A 16,427-nucleotide genomic window follows, 5' to 3' on the forward strand; every position below is an offset into this window, starting at 1 on the left:
GTCAAACTAGAGTCCACTGAAGGTCAACCACACGCCTATCGCCGCAGCCGCCTCACCATTAAGGTAACCGCACGTGTCGACGGACCGGGATCGCCCAGTCAACGACGGCTCTGGAGCCGAGCCGGAACCCGCCGGGGAGGGCACCGGCGATGACGGCGACGCCGCCTTCCGGGCGGAGGTCAGGCGGGCCCTCGCCGGGATGTCCGCCCGGCTCGACCGCGAGCACGAGCGCGCGGCGCACCGGGAGGCCGTCATCGACCGGCTGCACGAGGAGAACCAGCGGCTGCGCAGGGGGGAGCTCCAGGCGATGCTGGAGCCCGTGCGCGCCGCGCTGTACCGGCTCCACGACCAGGCGCGCCGCGAGTCGGGCAGGCTCGCCGCGCCGGACGGCGGCGACACGCCGGACCCCGCGCAGACCGCGCTGCTGCTGGCCGCGGTGGCCGACGACGTCGCCGACGCCCTCGCCCGGCTCGGCGTGGAGCGGTTCACCGTCGAGCCCGGCGCCCTCTACGACGCGTCCCGGCACCGGCCGGTCGCGGTCACCGCCGTCGCCGAGCCCGCCCGCGACGGCACCGTGGTCACCGTCCAGTCGGACGGCTTCGAGCAGGGCGGCAAGGTGCTGCGCAAGGCGGCGGTGTGCGTCGGAAGGCTCGACACGGCGGGGCCCGGCGCGGCGCCCCGCGGCACCGGACCCGACAGGACGGAGCTCGACCAGACCGGCCTCGGCGACACGGGGCCCGACAAGGCCCGGTCAAGTCGCCACCGCGCGGCAGGGCGCGGAGAGACGATGAACACCGGACTCGGCACCGATAGGTGAGAGGGACATGGCTGTCTACGGGATCGACCTCGGAACCACGTACTCGTGCATCGCCTCCATCGACGAGGTGGGGCGGCCAGCGGTGCTGCGCAACCTGGAGGGGACCGACACCACGCCGTCGGTGGTGTACTTCGAGAGCGGCGACAACGTCGTCGTCGGCGCGACCGCGAAGGACACCGCGGTCCTGGAGCCCGACAATGTCGTCAGCCTGATCAAACGCGACATGGGCCGGGACGTGACGCGTCCCATCCACGGCATCGACTTCGCACCGGAGGAGCTGTCGGCGTTCATCCTGCTGAAGCTCGCGACGGACGCGCGCACCACGACGGGCGAGGAGACCCGCGACGTCGTCGTCACCGTCCCGGCCTACTTCGGCGCCGCCGAGCGCGACGCGACCCGCAAGGCGGGCCGGATCGCGGGCCTGAACGTCATCGACATCGTGTCCGAGCCGATCGCCGCCGCGATCACCTACGGGGTCCTCAACCCCGAGTCGGACCGGACGATCCTGGTGTACGACCTCGGCGGCGGGACGTTCGACACGACCGTCATCGCGCTGCGCGGCGGCCACATCGAGGTGGTGTGCACCGACGGCGACCACGAGCTCGGCGGCGCCGACTGGGACGCGCGGCTCGTCGAGCACCTCGCCGAGCGGTTCCGCGCCGAGCACCCCGACGCGGGCGACCCGCTCGACGACAAGCAGACCGAGCAGCAGCTGCGCCGCGACGCCGAGGACGCCAAGAAGGCCCTCACCACCCGGACGGCGCACACCGTCCGGGTCATGCACGGCGGGCGGGTCGCCGTGGTGGAGGTGACGCGGGAGAAGCTGGAGGAGCTGACCAAGGACCTCCTCGACCGCACCGTCGAGATCACCGGGCGGACCCTCGCGACGGCCGCCGACAAGGGCGTCGACGACTACGACGACCTCGTCCTGGTGGGCGGGTCCACGAAGATGCCGGTGGTCGCGGCGCGGCTGGAGACCGAGCTGGGCCTCGCGCCGCGGCTGCAGGACCCCGACCTCGCCGTCGCGAAGGGCGCCGCCCTGTACGCCTTCGAGGAGACCTACCGGCGGCTCGTCCGCGAGGGGGCCGCCGAGCGCGCCGAGGAGATGGCGAACCGCGCGGGCCTGTCCGCCGAGCAGCAGAAGCAGATCGCCGGGCGGCAGATCAAGACCGTCGCCTCGCACGCGTTCGGCATCGTCGTCGTCGACCGCGACAGCGGCGCCGAGCACGTCGCGCACCTCGTCCACGCCAACGACGCGCTGCCCGCCGCCAAGACCGAGGACTTCTTCACCGTCTACGACGACCAGACCTCCGCCGACATCCGGGTGATGGAGCAGGCGGGGAGCGTCGAGTCCGCCGAGCTGATCGACAACACCGAGATCGCGACCGGCGAGATCCGCGTCCCGCCGGGCAAGAAGGCGGGCTGGCCGATCGGGGTGACGTTCGCGCTGGACTCCTCCGGCCTGCTCAACGTCACGGCGGTGGAGAAGGAGACCGGCGAGCGCCTGGAGCTGAAGGTGGACGTCGGCGGCATGTCCGAGGAGGAGGTCGAGCGCTCCCGCAAGGCACTCTCCCGGGTGCAGGTGAGCTAGGGGCCCCGCCGTGCCGTTCGACGACGACTACCGGCGGGAGGTGCTGGAGCCCGCCCGGGCGGCCGGCGACCAGCCCCCCGAGGACCTGCGGCTCCGGTACGCGCTGCCCGACCCCCTGGAGGCCGCGGCGGTCGCCGCGCGCGTCAAGGAGGTCCGGCAGTGCTGGCGGCGGGCCCGCGGGCAGCTGAAGTACCGCAAGCTCATCGACCGGCTGGAGGCCGAGCACCGCGGGCTGGCGCCGCTGTTCGACGCCGCCGGGCGCGGCGACCTGCGGCCGCTCACCGGCCGCCTGCGCGGCGGCGCCGAGCGCACCGAGCGGCGGCGCGCCGACACGCGCGCGCGCCTCGCCGACGCCGCCGGGACGCTGCGGATGGTGACGCCCGCCGAGATCGAGGCCATCGCCCGCACCGGCGGCGTGACCCGCGCCGACCTGGAGGCCGTCGCGGCCGCCGAGGGCATCGAGGTCCGCGAGCCGGACGCGCTGCCGTCCGCCGCCCCCTACCCCGCGTACCGGAAGGTGCGCGAGTCCCTGGACGTCCTCGGCAAAAGGCACCTGGCCGACTTCCTGTTCGGCGTGCGGCTCGCGGGTCCCATCAAGGTCCTGGACGGGTTCGCGGCGCCCCCCGGCCTCCGGCTGGACGCCGCGGCGGTCGCGGCGGCGGGCGCCGAGTGGGCGCGCCGCAGCCGCGACACCAGCACCACCCACGCCGGCACCGTCCTGGCGGCGCTGCGGGCCGGGCACGACGACCCGGACGCGCTGCCGGGCCTCGTGCTGTTCGACATCGCCGACCGGCTCCGGGAGCGGCGGCGGCAGCGCGCCTCCGAGCACGCCCTGCTCCGGCACGCCGCCGAGGACCTGCGCGTCGAGCAGGGCGACGCGCGGCGGCTGGTGTTCGCCGTCGTCCGCGAGACGGAACCGGCGGGCGGCGGCGGCCTCGCCGGGCGGCTGCGCGCCCTCCTGGACGCGGGCGAGGTGTACGCGGCCGCCGAGCTCGCCGACGCGGCGGAGGTCCCCCGCCCCGGGCCCGGCGCCGCCGACCGCGCCCCGGCCGGGGACCCGCCGGAGGAGGAGGTCCTCGCCGCCGAGGCCCGGCACCGCCTCGACACGGCGCTGCGGCTGCGCGAGTCGGCCGTCGCCGAACCCGACCCGGACCGCGCGTGGGTCCTGCTCGCCGACGCGCTGCGCCTCGTCCGCGACCTGCCCGGTGCCGCCGAGCACCAGCGCCGCCTCCCGCCCCGGCCGGTGCCGCCCCCGCGCGCGGACGTCGATCCCGCGGACGGGTCGGTCCGGCTGTCCTGGGAGGCGTCGCCGTCGACGGTCGGCGAGGTCGCGTGCCATGTGGTGCGGCGGCGGGACCGGGCGCCGCGTGACGCGCGCGACGGGGACCCCGTCACCGGCGTGCGGGACCCCAGCCCGCCGGTGAACGTGCCGCTGTACTACGGCGTGATCGCGGTCCGGGGCGAGGCCGCCGCCGCCCCGTCGGTGGTGGGCCCGCTGATCGTGCGGCCGGAGCCCGCCGACGTCGAGCTGCTGCCCGGCGACGGGCGGGTGACGGGCCGGTGGAGGTGCCCGGCCGGGGCCGCGCGCGTCGTGGTGGCCCGGGAGGGCACGATCGTCCCGTCCGGCCGGGACGGGTTCCAGGAGCGGGTCCCGAACGGCCGCACCCACCACTACCGGATCGGCGCGGTGTACCTCGACGACTCGGGGAACGAGGTCGTGACGCCGGGGGTGCGGGCGTCGGTCACGCCGAGCGCCCCCCCGCGCCCGGTGTACGAGCTGGCCGCCGAGCCCGACCCGTCCGACCCGGGGCTGCTGCGGGTGCGGTTCGAGCGGCCCGCGCACGGGACGGTCGAGCTGGTGCTGTCGGCCGGGCCGCCGCCGTGGCCGCGCAGCGCGCTCGTGCCGGTGGAGGAGGTCCGGGCCGTGACGCGGAGGCTGGCGTGCCTGCCGGCCGGCGGCGGTCTCGACGTGCGGCCGGGCGCGGGCGGCTGGCTGCTCGCGGTGACGGTGGCCGAGGGCGTCGCCGCGATCGGCGCCTGCCACCGGCACGTGAACCTGCCGCCGCCGCGGCGGCTGGTCACCGAGCGGCGCGGCGGCCACGTGCACGTCGGGTTCGACTGGCCGCCGGACGTCACGGAGGTCGACCTCGTCTACCACGTCGGCGGCGACCCCGAGCGCTCCGCCGAGGACGGGCCGCCGCCCCGGGAGGCCGTGACGCGCGCCGCCTACGACACCGGTGGCGGGATCAGGGTGCCCGCCCCCGAGGACGAGCCGGTGCTGGTGTCGGTCGCGGCCGCCGGGACCGTGGGCGGCGTCCGGGTCACGGGCCCGGAGGTCACCGCCGTGGTCGCCGCCCGCGCGGTCGTCCGCTACGACGTGCTGCGGTCGGGCCCGCCGTGGCGCAGGTCGCTGACGATCCGGCTCAGCTCGTCCCGCCCGCTGCGGGTGGCGCGGCTGTCGCTGGTGCTGCGCGCCGGGCGCGTGATGCCGCACCGCGCGGCCGACGGCGAGACGCTCGCCGCGTGGGAGCAGGTCCCCGTCCCCGGCGAGCTGTCGCTGTCCGCCCCGCGCGCGGCCGGACCCTACTGGCTGCGCTGCTTCGCCGACGACGACGTCGTCGAGCTCAGCGATCCCCCCGTCCGCCGGCTCCAGGTCGCCCGATGACGAGGCCGCTCGCCCGCGTGGGGCTCCCCGGCGCATCGTCCAGGAACGGTGTCACCTGCCCGTACTGCTTCGCGTCCGCGGCACCGCAGCGCATCCCGTTCCGGTGCCGCGGGCAGGCCGGCGGGACGCTCGGGTGCGCGCCCGTCCTGGACGAGCGGCTCGCCGCCTACACCGGCTCGACGGCCGGGGCGTCGCTGCCGCCGGTGTTCGCCGCGGCCGGGCGCAAGGGGCGCGCCGACTGCCCCGCGTGCGGGCGCCCGACGGGCAACCGGGTCTGCCCGGAGTGCCACAACCCGCTCCCCTCCGCGTACTGCGACTCCCCCGGCCGGATCGTCGCGCTCGTCGGCGCGAAGAACGCGGGGAAGAGCACCTACATCGCCGTCCTGCTGCACGAGCTGATGAACCGGGTCGGCACCGAGCTGGACGCCTCGCTCGTGGCCTGCGACGACCGGACGATCGAGCGGTACAAGCGCGACTTCGCCCGCCCGCTGCTGGAGGAGCGGCGGCTGCTGCCGACGACGGCCAGCGCCGCGACGGGCCCCCGCGAGCCGCTCGTCTACCTCCTCACCAGGACCCGCCGGGGCCGTTTCGCCCGCGCCCGCAACGACTCCCTGGCCCTCGTCCTGTTCGACACCGCGGGCGAGGACCTGCGCAGCCGCGAGGTCACCGACCTGCACCTGCGCTACCTGGAGGCCGCCGACGCGATCATCTTCCTCGTCGACCCGCTGGAGCTGCCCGGCGCCCGCGGCGAGCTGTCGCGGGGAGGCGAGGTGTCGCGGGGCGGCGATCCCCCGTCCCCCGACCCCGACAGCGAGCCGCTCAACGTCATCGCCCGGGTCACCGAGGCGCTCCGGCAGCGGCACGGCACCCGGCCGGGCGACCCGCTGCCCGTCCCGGTCGCGGTCGCGCTGACGAAGATCGACGTGCTGCGGCCGTCGCTGCTGCGGCAGTCGGCGCTGCACCGGACACGGTCCGGCACGGGCGTCCTGGACCTGGACGACAGGGACGCTGTGGACGCGCAGGTCCGCGCGCTGCTGCACGACTGGCGGTCCGGGCAGCTCGACACCTACCTCGGGCAGCAGTACGCCGACCACGCCCTGTTCGGGCTGTCGGCGCTCGGCGGCGTCCCCGAGGCCGGGCGGGTCGGCGCGGGCGGCGTCCGCCCCCACCGCGCGGAGGACCCGCTGCTGTGGCTGCTGTACCGGTTCGGGTTGCTCGACGGCGTGCGCCCCGGGGGGACGTGACGGTGGCCTGGCAGCTGCACTACACCTCCGCCCGGCGCGGCCCCACCGGCCGGGCGGGCTTCCAGTTCGTCGCGGAGACGCCCGGCCTGCCCGACGGCGTGCGGGCGGGCGTGACGCCGTACCTGTCGTACCGGCCGCCGCCGGACGCGCCGCTGTCCCCCGACGACGCCGAGCTGGACCTGTTCCCCGTCTCGCTGCTCTACGACCGGGTGGACGGCAGGCCGCTGCTCCTGCGCTGCCGCTACCTCGGCCGGGACTACTCCGGCCGGTACGGCAACTTCTTCGCCCACGCGGTCGTCGCCGAGCCCGCCGAGCTGGAGGGACTGCGCCCCGCCGAGCTGTGGCACGCCCCGCTGTGGACGGGCGAGCCCGCGACCGGCCCCGACCTGGAGGAGCTGGACGAGCTGACGCCCGGCGCCGTCCTGGACCCCGAGGCCCTCGCCACCTGGCTCGCCGCCGGGCCGGGGCCGGCGCCCCGGGCCGCCGGGGAGCGGCCCGAGGACCCCTACGCCACCCTCGCGCGGCTGGTGGACGCCGTCGCGGCCGTGCTCCGCCGGGGGCACGGGCGGGTCGTCCTCATCGCCGGGGACGTCGAGCTGATCGCCCGCTGGATCGCGGTCGTGTCCTACTCGCTGCCGGTCGCGGCGGCGGCCGGGCTGTCGTTCGTCACCTACACCGCCGACCCGGACGGCGCCGCGCAGCGCCTCGTCGGCACCACGCCGGACGTGTGGGCCGCCGTGCGCCACCACACGTCCCACGCCGCCGCCATCGACCTGCGGGGAGGCGGGACGGCGGCCGGGCCCTCCCGGTTCGCCCGCACGGTCGCCGACTGCTGGCGCGACGCGGACTTCGCCGGCCTCGACGCCCTCGCCGAGCTGGCCCACCTGGACGCCGGCACGCCGGACGGGGCGGCGGCGCTGCTCGCGCTGTGCCGCGGCGACGCGTCGGTGACGCCGGGCGAGGAGGAGACGGCGGCGCGGCTGCTGGCCCGGCTCGGCGACGCCGGGCCGGGCGGGCCGCTGCTGGACGGCCTGGTCTCCGGCCTCGCCGGGTCCGGGCGGCGCGACCTCACCGCCGCCACCTGCGACCTGCTGTCCGAGCACCCCGGGCGGCTGCGCGCCGCGCCCTCGGTCGCGGTCGCGGTGCTGGCGTCGGTGGGACGGCGGCGCCGCGACCGGCGCGTCGCCGTCACCGGGGAGCTGCTGCGGCTCGGCGACGGCGACGGCCCCGCGGGCGGCCCGGCGCGGGACACGGCGCCGGGCAGGGACCTCGACGCGGCGCTGGAGCAGGTGTGGACGTCGCCGCCGTCCGCGTCCGAGTGCGTCGCGCTGCTGGACGCGCACCCCGAGGCGATGGCGGGGCGCCCGGTGCTGGCGGTGCTGCCGTCCCGCACGTTCGCGCGGCTGGCCGACGCCCGCCCGGGCAAGACCGGCGCCGGTGCCGTCCCGCCGGACGCGGGCCTGACGGACGCGGCGGCGCTGCGGCTCGCCGCGCGGGTCAGGGCCGTCGCGCCGGACGGTCCCGCGGGGTGCGACGCGACGGTCGTCCAGGCGCACGCCGACGCCGTCACCGCCGACGGCCCGCGGCAGGCCGCGCGGGCGCTGGAGGACCTGGCGGGCGCGTCCGGCGCGAACCCCCGGCTGGTGGACGCGGCGTTCACCGGCGCGGCGCGGCGGCTGTGCCGGCGCCCGCCGCCGTTCCGCGCCGCGCTGCTCGCCGCCGCGTCCACCGCCGTCCGCGCGAGGCTCGGCGGGCGGTGGACCGCGGAGCTGCCCGGACGCGCCCGCGCCGGCCGCGCGCCCCTGCGCGGCGCGGAGGTCGAGCAGCGCAACCAGCTCGTCGAGGTCGTGCTGAGGCTGCGCAAGCGCGGCGTCACCGAGCCCGCGCTGGAGACGTGGGCGCGGGCGGCCGCCGCCCGGTGGCTCGCCGCCCGCCAGCTCGACTCCCACTTCGCGGGCGAGCCGCAGCTCCAGGCGGCGCTGAAGGACCTCCTCGCCGAGGCCAGGGGGAGGTGAGGGATGCATCCGATCATCGTCCTCGTGCTGATCGCGGTGTGGCTCGGCGCCATGTGGCTCGGGTTCATGGTCGTGTTCCCGGTGTTGTTCCCCGCGACGCTGATCGTCGCCGGGGCCGCCGCGCTCGGCCTGTACTACCTGCACGCGTGCCGGACGCTCGCGCCGTCGACGCTGGAGGGCCCCTCTCCGGTCGCCTCCCCCCGGGTCGCCTACCGGCACTACCTCCTGACGCAGGTGTGGCGCGACTGGTGGGCGATCACGCGGACGGTCGTCCCGCAGGTGTGGAAGACCGCCTCGGGGATCGTGGTGAGGCTGACCCGGACGCTGCTGCTCGGCGGGCTGTGGGGGTTCTTCGCGTTCCCGATCTGGGCGGCCCTGTGCGCGGGCATCGCCACCGCGGCCGTCCCCGCCGGTGTGTTCGTGCTGGCGCTGACCGTCCTGTACGGGCTGGTGGCGGCGATCGGGCTCGCGGGATGGCTGGCGTGCGTGCTGGTCCTGGCGGCCGTCGAGCGGGTGTTCATGGCGTACGGGCGGATCCTGCAGACCTGCCCGCATCCGTTCTGTTACGAGCGGATCGGGCTGCCGGTGTACGAGTGCCCGGGGTGCGGCGCGCGGCACCGGCGCCTGACCCCGGGCGCGGGCGGGGCGTTCCGCCACGTGTGCCGCTGCGGGGCGCGCCTGCCCACGACCGTCCCGCTGGGGCGCTTCCGGCTCGCCGCCCACTGCCCGCACTGCGACGGGCGGCTGCCGGAGCGGATCGGGCGGGTCCGCGTCGAGCCGCTGCCGTTCGTCGGAGGCCCGGCGGCGGGCAAGACCACGTTCATGGTGCTCGGGATACGTGCGCTGCACGCGCGCGCGCAGTCCCTCCACGGGCGGCTGACGTTTGTGGAGCAACGGCACGCGCAGGCGTACGCGGGCGCCATCCGCGAGTTCCAGCGCGGCGGGAGCCCCGCGAAGACCGGCCCGGAACTGCCGCTCGCGACCATGGTGGACGTGGACCTTCCCGGACGCGCGCGGCGGATCCTCTACCTGTTCGATCCGGCAGGTGAGCATTACACGGGCGCCACAGAAGTCGAGTCGCTGCGCTATCTCGACCACGGTGAGGCGCTGCTGTTCGTCGTGGACCCGTTCGCGCTCCCCCAGGTCCGCCGGGCCCTCACCGAGGACGAGCGGCGGCTCGTGGACGGCTCGGCGGCGTCCTCGGAGGAGGACCCCGCCGACACCCTCCAGCGGGTGCTGAACGAGCTGCGCTCGCGTCCCGACCAGGGGCGGCAGAAGCGCGTCGCCGTCATCGTCACCAAGACCGACCTGCTGGCCCGCACCGACATCGGCCGCCGTCTCGAACACGACCCCGACCTGCGGGAATGGCTCGCGCAGGTCGGGCTCGGCAACACCGTCCGGACCCTGGACCAGGTCGCCGGGCAGGTCCGCTACTTCGGCTCCGGCCTGGCCACCGAGCCCGCCGGCGTCGCCGACCTGCTCGGCTGGGTGTCGGGCCTCGCCGCCCCGCCCGCGGACGGCGGCGCGGACGCCGCGTCCGGAGACGGCCAGGCCGATGACGGCCAGGAGGTGCCCGGGACCGCGCCGCTGCGCGCCCCCTGGCCCGTGCGCGGACGCGGCTCGGGGCGGGTCCCCGCCGGTTACCAGGTGGGACGCTGGTCCGTCCTCGCCGGGCTGTCGGTCCTGACCATCGCCACGGTGACCGGGGCGGTCGTCGCCGCGGCGGAGCGCTTCCCTTACTGACGGCCCCGCGTGGGTAATCCACGTACGGATCGTGATGTGACGGACAACACTCCCTGACGAGGCAGATAACGTACCGTCATCGCGTTAGGGCTCTCGGAGCCACCCGGGCTCCGCGTCCCGCCCCCGCCTGCGCCAGACGACCCCGGCCGCCGACCCCCCACGGAGACCCCCATGTCCCAGACGGCCACCCCGTCCCAGGCCCGGGCCGCCGAACCCGACCGGCGGCTCGTGCTGCTGCTCATCCTGGGCGCCCTGACCGCCGTCGCCCCCCTGTCGATCGACATGTACCTCCCGGCGCTGCCGGAGCTCGCCTCGGACCTGTCGACCGGCGCGATGCAGACGCAGCTCACCCTGACCGCCTGCGTCGTCGGCCTCGCCGTCGGCCAGCTCGTCGCGGGCCCGCTCAGCGACGCGCTCGGCCGCCGCCGCCCCCTGCTGATCGGGGTCGCCGCGTACGCCGTCACGTCGCTGCTGTGCGTCGCCGCGCCGAACGTGGAGACCTTCACCGCGCTGCGGCTCGTCCAGGGCGCGACCGGCGCCGCCGGGATCGTCATCGGCCGCGCCATCGTCCAGGACCTCTACGACGGCGTGGCCGCGGCGAAGTTCTTCTCGCTGCTCATGCTGGTGAACGGACTGGCGCCCGTCCTCGCGCCCGTCCTCGGCGGGCAGCTGCTGCGGCTGATGCCGTGGCCGGGCGTCTTCGCCGTCCTGGCCGGGATGGGGGTCGCGCTGTTCCTCGGCGCCCTGCTCGGCCTGCCCGAGACCCTGCCACCGGGCCGCCGCCAGACCGGCGGCGCCCGCGCCACGCTGGCGACCTTCCGCGAGCTGTCCCGCGACCGCGCCTTCACCGGCTACGGCCTGGCGGGCGCGCTGACGTTCGGCGCGCTGTTCACCTACATCTCCGGCTCCCCGTTCGTCCTCCAGGACATCCACCACCTGTCACCGCAGGGGTTCAGCCTCGTCTTCGGTGTCAACTCGCTCGGCATCGTGGCCGTCGGCCAGATCAGCGGCATGCTCGCCGGGCGCGTCCGCCTGGAACGGCTCCTGTGGTCCGGCCTGACGATCATCGCGGCCGGCGGCGTGGCGCTGCCGGTGATCGTCCTCACCGGGGCCGGTCTCGCCGGCCTCCTGCCCGCGCTGTTCCTGGTCAGCGCCGGCCAGGGGCTGATCATCCCGAACGCGACGGCCCTGGCCCTGGCCGACCGGCCCCCGCGCGTCGCCGGAAGCGCCTCCGCCCTGCTCGGCCTGACCCAGTTCGCCATCGGCGGCGCCGTCGCCCCTCTGGCGGGCGTGGGCGGCCCCGGCACCGCCATGCCCATGTCCCTGACCATCGCCGCCCTCTCCCTGGCGGCCGCCGCCATCACCCTCACCGCCCGCCCCGCCCCCCTCCACAAAACCCCCACCCCGACCCACCAAGACACCTAAAACCCACCACGGTCAGTAACGCCTCAATCGCCGAACGTCCTCCCTCTCGACTCCTTCGAAGATAACGTCTATGTTATGAGCTGGGGTGTCATAGAACTCGAACCCGAGGTGGAAGCATGGATCCGTTCACTCGACCGGGACTCGATGGGAACGGTGGTCTTCTATGTCGATTTACTTGCCGAGCACGGGGTTCTCCTCGGCGAGCCGTATACGCGGCAGCTGGACGGCAAGCTGCGGGAGCTGCGTTTCCACCTCGATCGCGACGCCGTGCGGATCACCTACTGGATCGCCCCGGGTAGGCGCATCATCCTGTTGACCGTTTTCAGGAAGCAGCGCGACCGCGAGCGTGGCGAGGTGGTCCGGGCGCAACGGGCCATGAAGCGCTGCGCCGCGGAGGGGCACACTCTCGACGAGGAGGAGTCGTGAGCGAAAGGAAGAGCTGGGCGGAAACGCGCGCCGAGCTCATGGACCATCCCGGTGCAGGTGCAGGGTACGAAGCAGCGCGCATCCGGTACGAGCTCGGAAAGGCCGTGCGCGAGCGCCGGGAGGAGCTCGGTCTCACCCAGGCCGCTCTCGCCAAGCGGACCGGTCTTCAGCAACCGGCGGTGGCCAGATTCGAAGCAGGCGGGACCATGCCCTCGATCCCCACGCTGGAACGCTACGCCTTGGCCCTGGGCATGCAGCTGCACGTCGAACTCCTGCCCATGCCCGAGGCGTCCTGACGTCCGATCCGTCCAAGCGCGAGGTCCCTTTCGTCGACCGCGCGGACGAGCGTCCACCCCGTCCTGTGGTGCGGCGCAGGTCGCGGCCGCGCGTCATGCAGACGGTCAGGGCTGTGTGGTCGTCCAGTGGGTTTCGCAGGCGTCCAGCCAGCGCAGGTCGGCCTGGAGGCGCAGGATCGAGCCCTGGAGCAGCAGGGCGGCGCCCGAGCCGTCCGGCTCGGCGAGGGCGGCGCGCTGCGCCGCGGCGAGCAGGCGCAGGAGTTCGTGGCGCTGGGCGCCGACGATCGCGACGGGGTCGCCGAGGCCGGACGTGGCGGCGGCCGCCAGCTTCAGGTGGAACCCCGTGGGCGCCGCACGGTCCCAGTCCAGCTCGCCCAGCCACGCGGTGACGCGGTCGCGGCCCGCCAGGGTCAGTTCGTAAACCTTGCGGTCGGGACGGTCGATCTGACCCACCACGCGGGCGTGGGCCAGGCCAGCCTTCTCCAGGCGCCGCAGTGTCACGTACACCTGCCCGCCGTTCAGGCCCTCCCCGACGGGGCCGAGTGTGTCGCGCAGGCGCGCGCGCAGTTCGTAGCCGTGGGACGGCTTCTTGGCCAGCAACGCGAGCACGACGTCCTGCATGGCGACCCCCTAGCGGTCTGCCATGGATAACGGTTATCCAGTGCCGACGTCAAGGACTATTCACCGGAGATCGGGAATCATTGGAGGAAGTATCACAAGGGAGGCACGCTGGTGAGCGAGATCCCGGAGCGGCGCCGCGCCCGCGCCGCCGTCCTGGTCGTCCTGGCCGCGCTGACGGCCCTCCTCGCCCCGGCCTGCCGTCCCGTCGAAGAGACCGCCGAGACGCCGGTCGCCGCGACGCCCACCCGGCACGCCACGCCCAGCGGCCGCCGCCCCGGCGTCGTCAACATCGACACCGAGCAGGGCCTGAACAGCGCCACCGCCGCCGGGACGGGCATCGTCCTGGACCCGTCGGGGTTCGTGCTGACCAACAACCACGTCATCCAGGGCGCCACCGTGATCAAGGGCACCGACACCGACAACAGGCGCGGCTACCCGGCGCAGGTCGTCGGGTACGACAGGGCCGGTGACATCGCGGTGATCCGGCTGACCGGCGCGGCCGGGCTCCAGCCCGCCGCGTTCGGCGACGCCTCCACCGTCCGCGTCGGGGACCCGGTCACCGCCGTGGGCAACGCGGGCGGCAAGGGCGGCACGCCCACCGTCGTCACCGGCCGCGTCACCGCGCTCGGGCAGGCCGTCACCGCGCGTGACGAGAGCGACGGCACGTCCGAGCGGCTCACCGGCCTGATCGAGACCAGCGCCCCGATCAGGCCGGGCGACTCCGGCGGCCCCCTCCTGGACACCCGCGGACGCGTCATCGGCATCAACACCGCGGCGTCCGGCGGGACGGAGCTCAAGCGCAAGGGCGCGCACCGCGGCTACGCGATCCCCTCGGGCCGCGCGCTGGAGATCGCCCGGCGGATCCAGCGCGGCGAGGCGTCCCGGACCGTCCACATCGGCCCGACGGCCCTGCTCGGCGTCAAGGTCCGCGGCGCCGGGCCCACCGCGGGCGCGCTGGTCGCCGAGGTCGTCCCCGGCACCCCCGCCGACGCCGGCGGCGTCCCCGTCGGCGCCGTCATCGTCTCCCTGGGGGGCAGCCCCGTCGACTCCCCCGGCACGCTCACCGACCTGATGCTCGCCCACCATCCCGGCGACACCGTCCGCATCGAGTGGACGACGCCCGAGGGCGCCCGCCAGTCCACGGACCTGCACCTCACCGGCGGCCCGCCGCAGTAGCGCCGCGCGGCGGCCCGGCATCCGCCCAGCGGAACCCCGGCCAGTGCCGGGAACGCCAGGTCGTGGCACAGTGGGGGGACTTCGACCCCCGAGCGCGAGGATGTGGACGATGAGCCGGAAGGCGCCCGCCGACGACTTCGACCCGGCCGACGACACCGCCGGGGTCGGGGTGTCGAAGCCGAAGGCGTGGGCCGCGGGCGTGCCCGGCGTCACGGCGGCGCTGCGCCAGTCCTACGGCCAGATGGGGGTGCGCCGCACCGCGCTGACGCTGCTGCGCGTCAACCAGAAGCAGGGCTTCGACTGCCCCGGCTGCGCCTGGCCGGAGGACGACCACCGGCACCTCGCCGAGTTCTGCGAGAACGGCGCGAAGGCCGTCGCCGAGGAGGCCACCACCCGGCGCGTCACCCGGGAGTTCTTCGCCCGGCACAGCGTCGCCGACCTGGCCGTGCGGTCCGACCACTGGCTCGGGCAGCAGGGCCGGCTGACCGAGCCGATGATCCTGCGGGCCGGGTCCGGGCACTACGAGCCGGTGTCGTGGGACGAGGCGTTCGGGCTCCTCGCGTCCGAGCTGAACGCCCTGGACTCCCCCGACGAGGCGGTCTTCTACACCTCGGGGCGGACGAGCAACGAGGCGGCGTTCGCCTACCAGCTGTTCGCGCGCGCGTTCGGCACCAACAACCTGCCCGACTGCAGCAACATGTGCCACGAGTCGTCCGGGTCGGCGCTGGTCGAGACGATCGGCATCGGCAAGGGCTCGGTGCTGCTGGAGGACCTGTACCAGGCGGACCTGATCTTCGTCGTCGGCCAGAATCCCGGCACCAACCATCCCCGGATGCTGTCGGCGCTGGAACGCGCCAAGCGGGCGGGCGCCCGGATCGTCGCGGTGAACCCCCTGCCCGAGGCGGGCCTGATGCGGTTCAAGAACCCGCAGCGCGCCTCCGGCGTCACCGGGCGCGGCACCGGCCTCGCCGACCGGTTCCTGCAGATCCGGCTGAACGGCGACCTGGCCCTGTTCCAGGCGCTCAACCGGCTGCTCCTGGAGTCGGACGCGCCGGACGCCCTCGACCGCGGGTTCCTCGACGCCCACGCGCACGGGTTCGAGGCGTTCCGCGACCACGTCCTCGGCCTGGACTGGGACACGGTGCTGGAGGCGACCGGCCTGGGCCGGGACGAGATCACCGCCACGTTCGGCGACGTCCTGGCCGCGAGGCGGATCGTGGTGTGCTGGGCGATGGGCCTGACCCAGCACCGCAACTCCGTCCCGACGATCCGCGAGGTCGTCAACTTCCTGCTGCTGCGCGGCAACATCGGCCGTCCCGGCGCGGGCGTCTGCCCGGTGCGCGGCCACTCCAACGTGCAGGGCGACCGCACGATGGGGATCTACGAGAAGCCCGCGCCCGCGTTCCTGGACGCCCTCGCCAGGGAGTTCTCCTTCGAGCCGCCCCGCGAGCACGGCCTCGACACGGTGGAGGCCATCCGCGCCATGCGGGACGGCAGGGCCCGGGTGTTCCTCGGGATGGGCGGCAACTTCGTCCGCGCGACGCCCGACTCGGCCGTCACCGAGGCGGCGCTGCGCCGCTGCCGGCTGACCGCGCAGGTCTCCACCAAGCTCAACCGCTCGCACACGGTCACCGGCGCGCAGGCCCTCATCCTGCCGACGCTCGGCCGCACCGAGCGGGACGTGCAGGAGAGCGGCCCCCAGCTGGTGTCCGTCGAGGACTCGATGGGGATGGTGCACGGCTCCCGCGGGCGGCTCGCCCCGGCGGCGGGCCACCTCCTGTCGGAGGTCGCGATCGTCTGCCGCCTCGCCCGGGCCACCCTGGCGGGCGGGGAGTTCGGCTGGGAGGCGATGGAGCGCGACTACGACGTCATCCGCGACCGCATCTCCCGCGTCGTCCCGGGATTCGCCGACTACAACGTGCGCGTCCGCCGGCCCGGCGGGTTCACCCTCCCCCACGCGCCCCGCGACGAGCGCCGCTTCCCCACCGCGACCGGCAAGGCCAACCTGACGGTCAACGCGCTGGAGGTGCTGCGGGTGCCCGAGGGGCGGCTGCTGCTCCAGACCGTCCGCAGCCACGACCAGTACAACACCACCATCTACGGGCTGGACGACCGCTACCGCGGCATCAGGGCCGGGCGCCGCGTGATCTTCGTGAACCCCCTGGACCTCGCCGCCCTCGGCGTCGCCGACGGCGCCGTCGTCGACCTCGTCTCGGAGTGGGAGGACGGGGTCGAGCGCCGCGCGCCGTCCTTCCGCGTGGTCTCCTATCCCACCGCGCGCGGCTGCGCGGCGGCGTACTTCCCCGAGACCAACGTCCTGGTCCCCCTCGACAGCACCGCGGACGTCAGCAACACCCCCACGTCCAAGTCGATCGTCATCCGGCTGGAATGAGCCGGCGCCCCGTCCC

The 16,427-nt window shown here is 75.4% G+C and carries 12 protein-coding genes; 11 read left to right on the plus strand and 1 reads right to left on the minus strand.

Translation table 11 applies throughout. The features are described 5' to 3' along the window. The first annotated feature begins 73 nt into the window (after nt 1–73). The 9 genes from grpE (at nt 74) to AGRA3207_RS05755 (ending at nt 12,222) form a co-directional block, all read left to right on the plus strand. Nucleotides 74–817, plus strand: coding sequence for a nucleotide exchange factor GrpE (grpE, locus tag AGRA3207_RS05715; RefSeq protein WP_231333496.1), 744 nt, complete (start codon nt 74–76; stop codon nt 815–817). Nucleotides 818–824: 7 nt separating this feature from the next. Beyond that, nucleotides 825–2,408, plus strand: coding sequence for an Hsp70 family protein (locus AGRA3207_RS05720; RefSeq protein WP_231333497.1), 1,584 nt, complete (start codon nt 825–827; stop codon nt 2,406–2,408). A 10-nt stretch (nt 2,409–2,418) separates the two neighbouring features. After that, the gene (locus tag AGRA3207_RS05725) at nt 2,419–5,073 is read left to right on the plus strand and encodes a SaeA-related protein (RefSeq protein ID WP_231333498.1); all 2,655 of its coding nucleotides are present in this window, start codon (nt 2,419–2,421) and stop codon (nt 5,071–5,073) included. After that, nucleotides 5,070–6,317, plus strand: coding sequence for a TRAFAC clade GTPase domain-containing protein (locus AGRA3207_RS05730; protein WP_231333499.1), 1,248 nt, complete (start codon nt 5,070–5,072; stop codon nt 6,315–6,317). The genes AGRA3207_RS05725 and AGRA3207_RS05730 overlap by 4 nt, the downstream gene beginning before the upstream one ends. 2 nt (nt 6,318–6,319) lie before the next feature. Then, nucleotides 6,320–8,332, plus strand: coding sequence for a GAP1-N2 domain-containing protein (locus tag AGRA3207_RS05735; RefSeq protein ID WP_231333500.1), 2,013 nt, complete (start codon nt 6,320–6,322; stop codon nt 8,330–8,332). A 3-nt stretch (nt 8,333–8,335) separates the two neighbouring features. Next, the gene (locus AGRA3207_RS05740; RefSeq protein WP_231333501.1) at nt 8,336–10,075 is read left to right on the plus strand and encodes a TRAFAC clade GTPase domain-containing protein; all 1,740 of its coding nucleotides are present in this window, start codon (nt 8,336–8,338) and stop codon (nt 10,073–10,075) included. A 171-nt stretch (nt 10,076–10,246) separates the two neighbouring features. Further along, nucleotides 10,247–11,500, plus strand: a complete 1,254-nt coding sequence (locus tag AGRA3207_RS05745; RefSeq protein WP_231333502.1) for a multidrug effflux MFS transporter — start codon at nt 10,247–10,249, stop codon at nt 11,498–11,500. A 75-nt stretch (nt 11,501–11,575) separates the two neighbouring features. Beyond that, the gene (locus AGRA3207_RS05750) at nt 11,576–11,926 is read left to right on the plus strand and encodes a type II toxin-antitoxin system RelE/ParE family toxin (RefSeq protein WP_231333503.1); all 351 of its coding nucleotides are present in this window, start codon (nt 11,576–11,578) and stop codon (nt 11,924–11,926) included. Further along, nucleotides 11,923–12,222, plus strand: coding sequence for a helix-turn-helix domain-containing protein (locus tag AGRA3207_RS05755; RefSeq protein WP_231333504.1), 300 nt, complete (start codon nt 11,923–11,925; stop codon nt 12,220–12,222). The genes AGRA3207_RS05750 and AGRA3207_RS05755 overlap by 4 nt, the downstream gene beginning before the upstream one ends. A 105-nt stretch (nt 12,223–12,327) precedes the next feature. Here the strand turns inward: AGRA3207_RS05755 and AGRA3207_RS05760 are convergent, their stop codons facing one another. Beyond that, entirely contained in the window at nt 12,328–12,843 is a 516-nt protein-coding gene (locus AGRA3207_RS05760; protein ID WP_231333505.1) for a PadR family transcriptional regulator, read from the minus strand. Between the two features lie 111 nt (nt 12,844–12,954). On the opposite strand from AGRA3207_RS05760, the gene AGRA3207_RS05765 reads away from it, so the two are divergent. Both AGRA3207_RS05765 and AGRA3207_RS05770 read left to right on the plus strand, forming a co-directional pair. After that, nucleotides 12,955–14,019 (plus strand): S1C family serine protease, encoded by a 1,065-nt coding sequence (locus AGRA3207_RS05765; protein ID WP_231333506.1) that lies wholly within the window; start codon nt 12,955–12,957, stop codon nt 14,017–14,019. 109 nt (nt 14,020–14,128) lie between these two features. After that, a complete protein-coding gene (locus tag AGRA3207_RS05770) occupies nt 14,129–16,411 on the plus strand; it encodes an FdhF/YdeP family oxidoreductase (protein WP_231333507.1) in 2,283 nt (760 codons plus the stop codon). Nucleotides 16,412–16,427: the final 16 nt, after the last annotated feature.

It is taken from the genome of Actinomadura graeca (assembly GCF_019175365.1).
Lineage (GTDB): Bacteria > Actinomycetota > Actinomycetes > Streptosporangiales > Streptosporangiaceae > Spirillospora > Spirillospora graeca.

Excerpts from the sequence above, each read along its gene's own strand:
- AGRA3207_RS05720 (WP_231333497.1), top strand. The coding sequence starts at position 825 with ATGGCTGTCTACGGGATCGACCTCGGAACCACGTACTCGTGCATCGCC.
- AGRA3207_RS05730 (WP_231333499.1), top strand. The coding sequence starts at position 5,070 with ATGACGAGGCCGCTCGCCCGCGTGGGGCTCCCCGGCGCATCGTCCAGG.
- AGRA3207_RS05740 (WP_231333501.1), top strand. The coding sequence starts at position 8,336 with ATGCATCCGATCATCGTCCTCGTGCTGATCGCGGTGTGGCTCGGCGCC.
- AGRA3207_RS05745 (WP_231333502.1), top strand. The coding sequence starts at position 10,247 with ATGTCCCAGACGGCCACCCCGTCCCAGGCCCGGGCCGCCGAACCCGAC.
- AGRA3207_RS05750 (WP_231333503.1), top strand. The coding sequence starts at position 11,576 with ATGAGCTGGGGTGTCATAGAACTCGAACCCGAGGTGGAAGCATGGATC.
- AGRA3207_RS05760 (WP_231333505.1), bottom strand. The coding sequence starts at position 12,843 with ATGCAGGACGTCGTGCTCGCGTTGCTGGCCAAGAAGCCGTCCCACGGC.
- AGRA3207_RS05770 (WP_231333507.1), top strand. The coding sequence starts at position 14,129 with ATGAGCCGGAAGGCGCCCGCCGACGACTTCGACCCGGCCGACGACACC.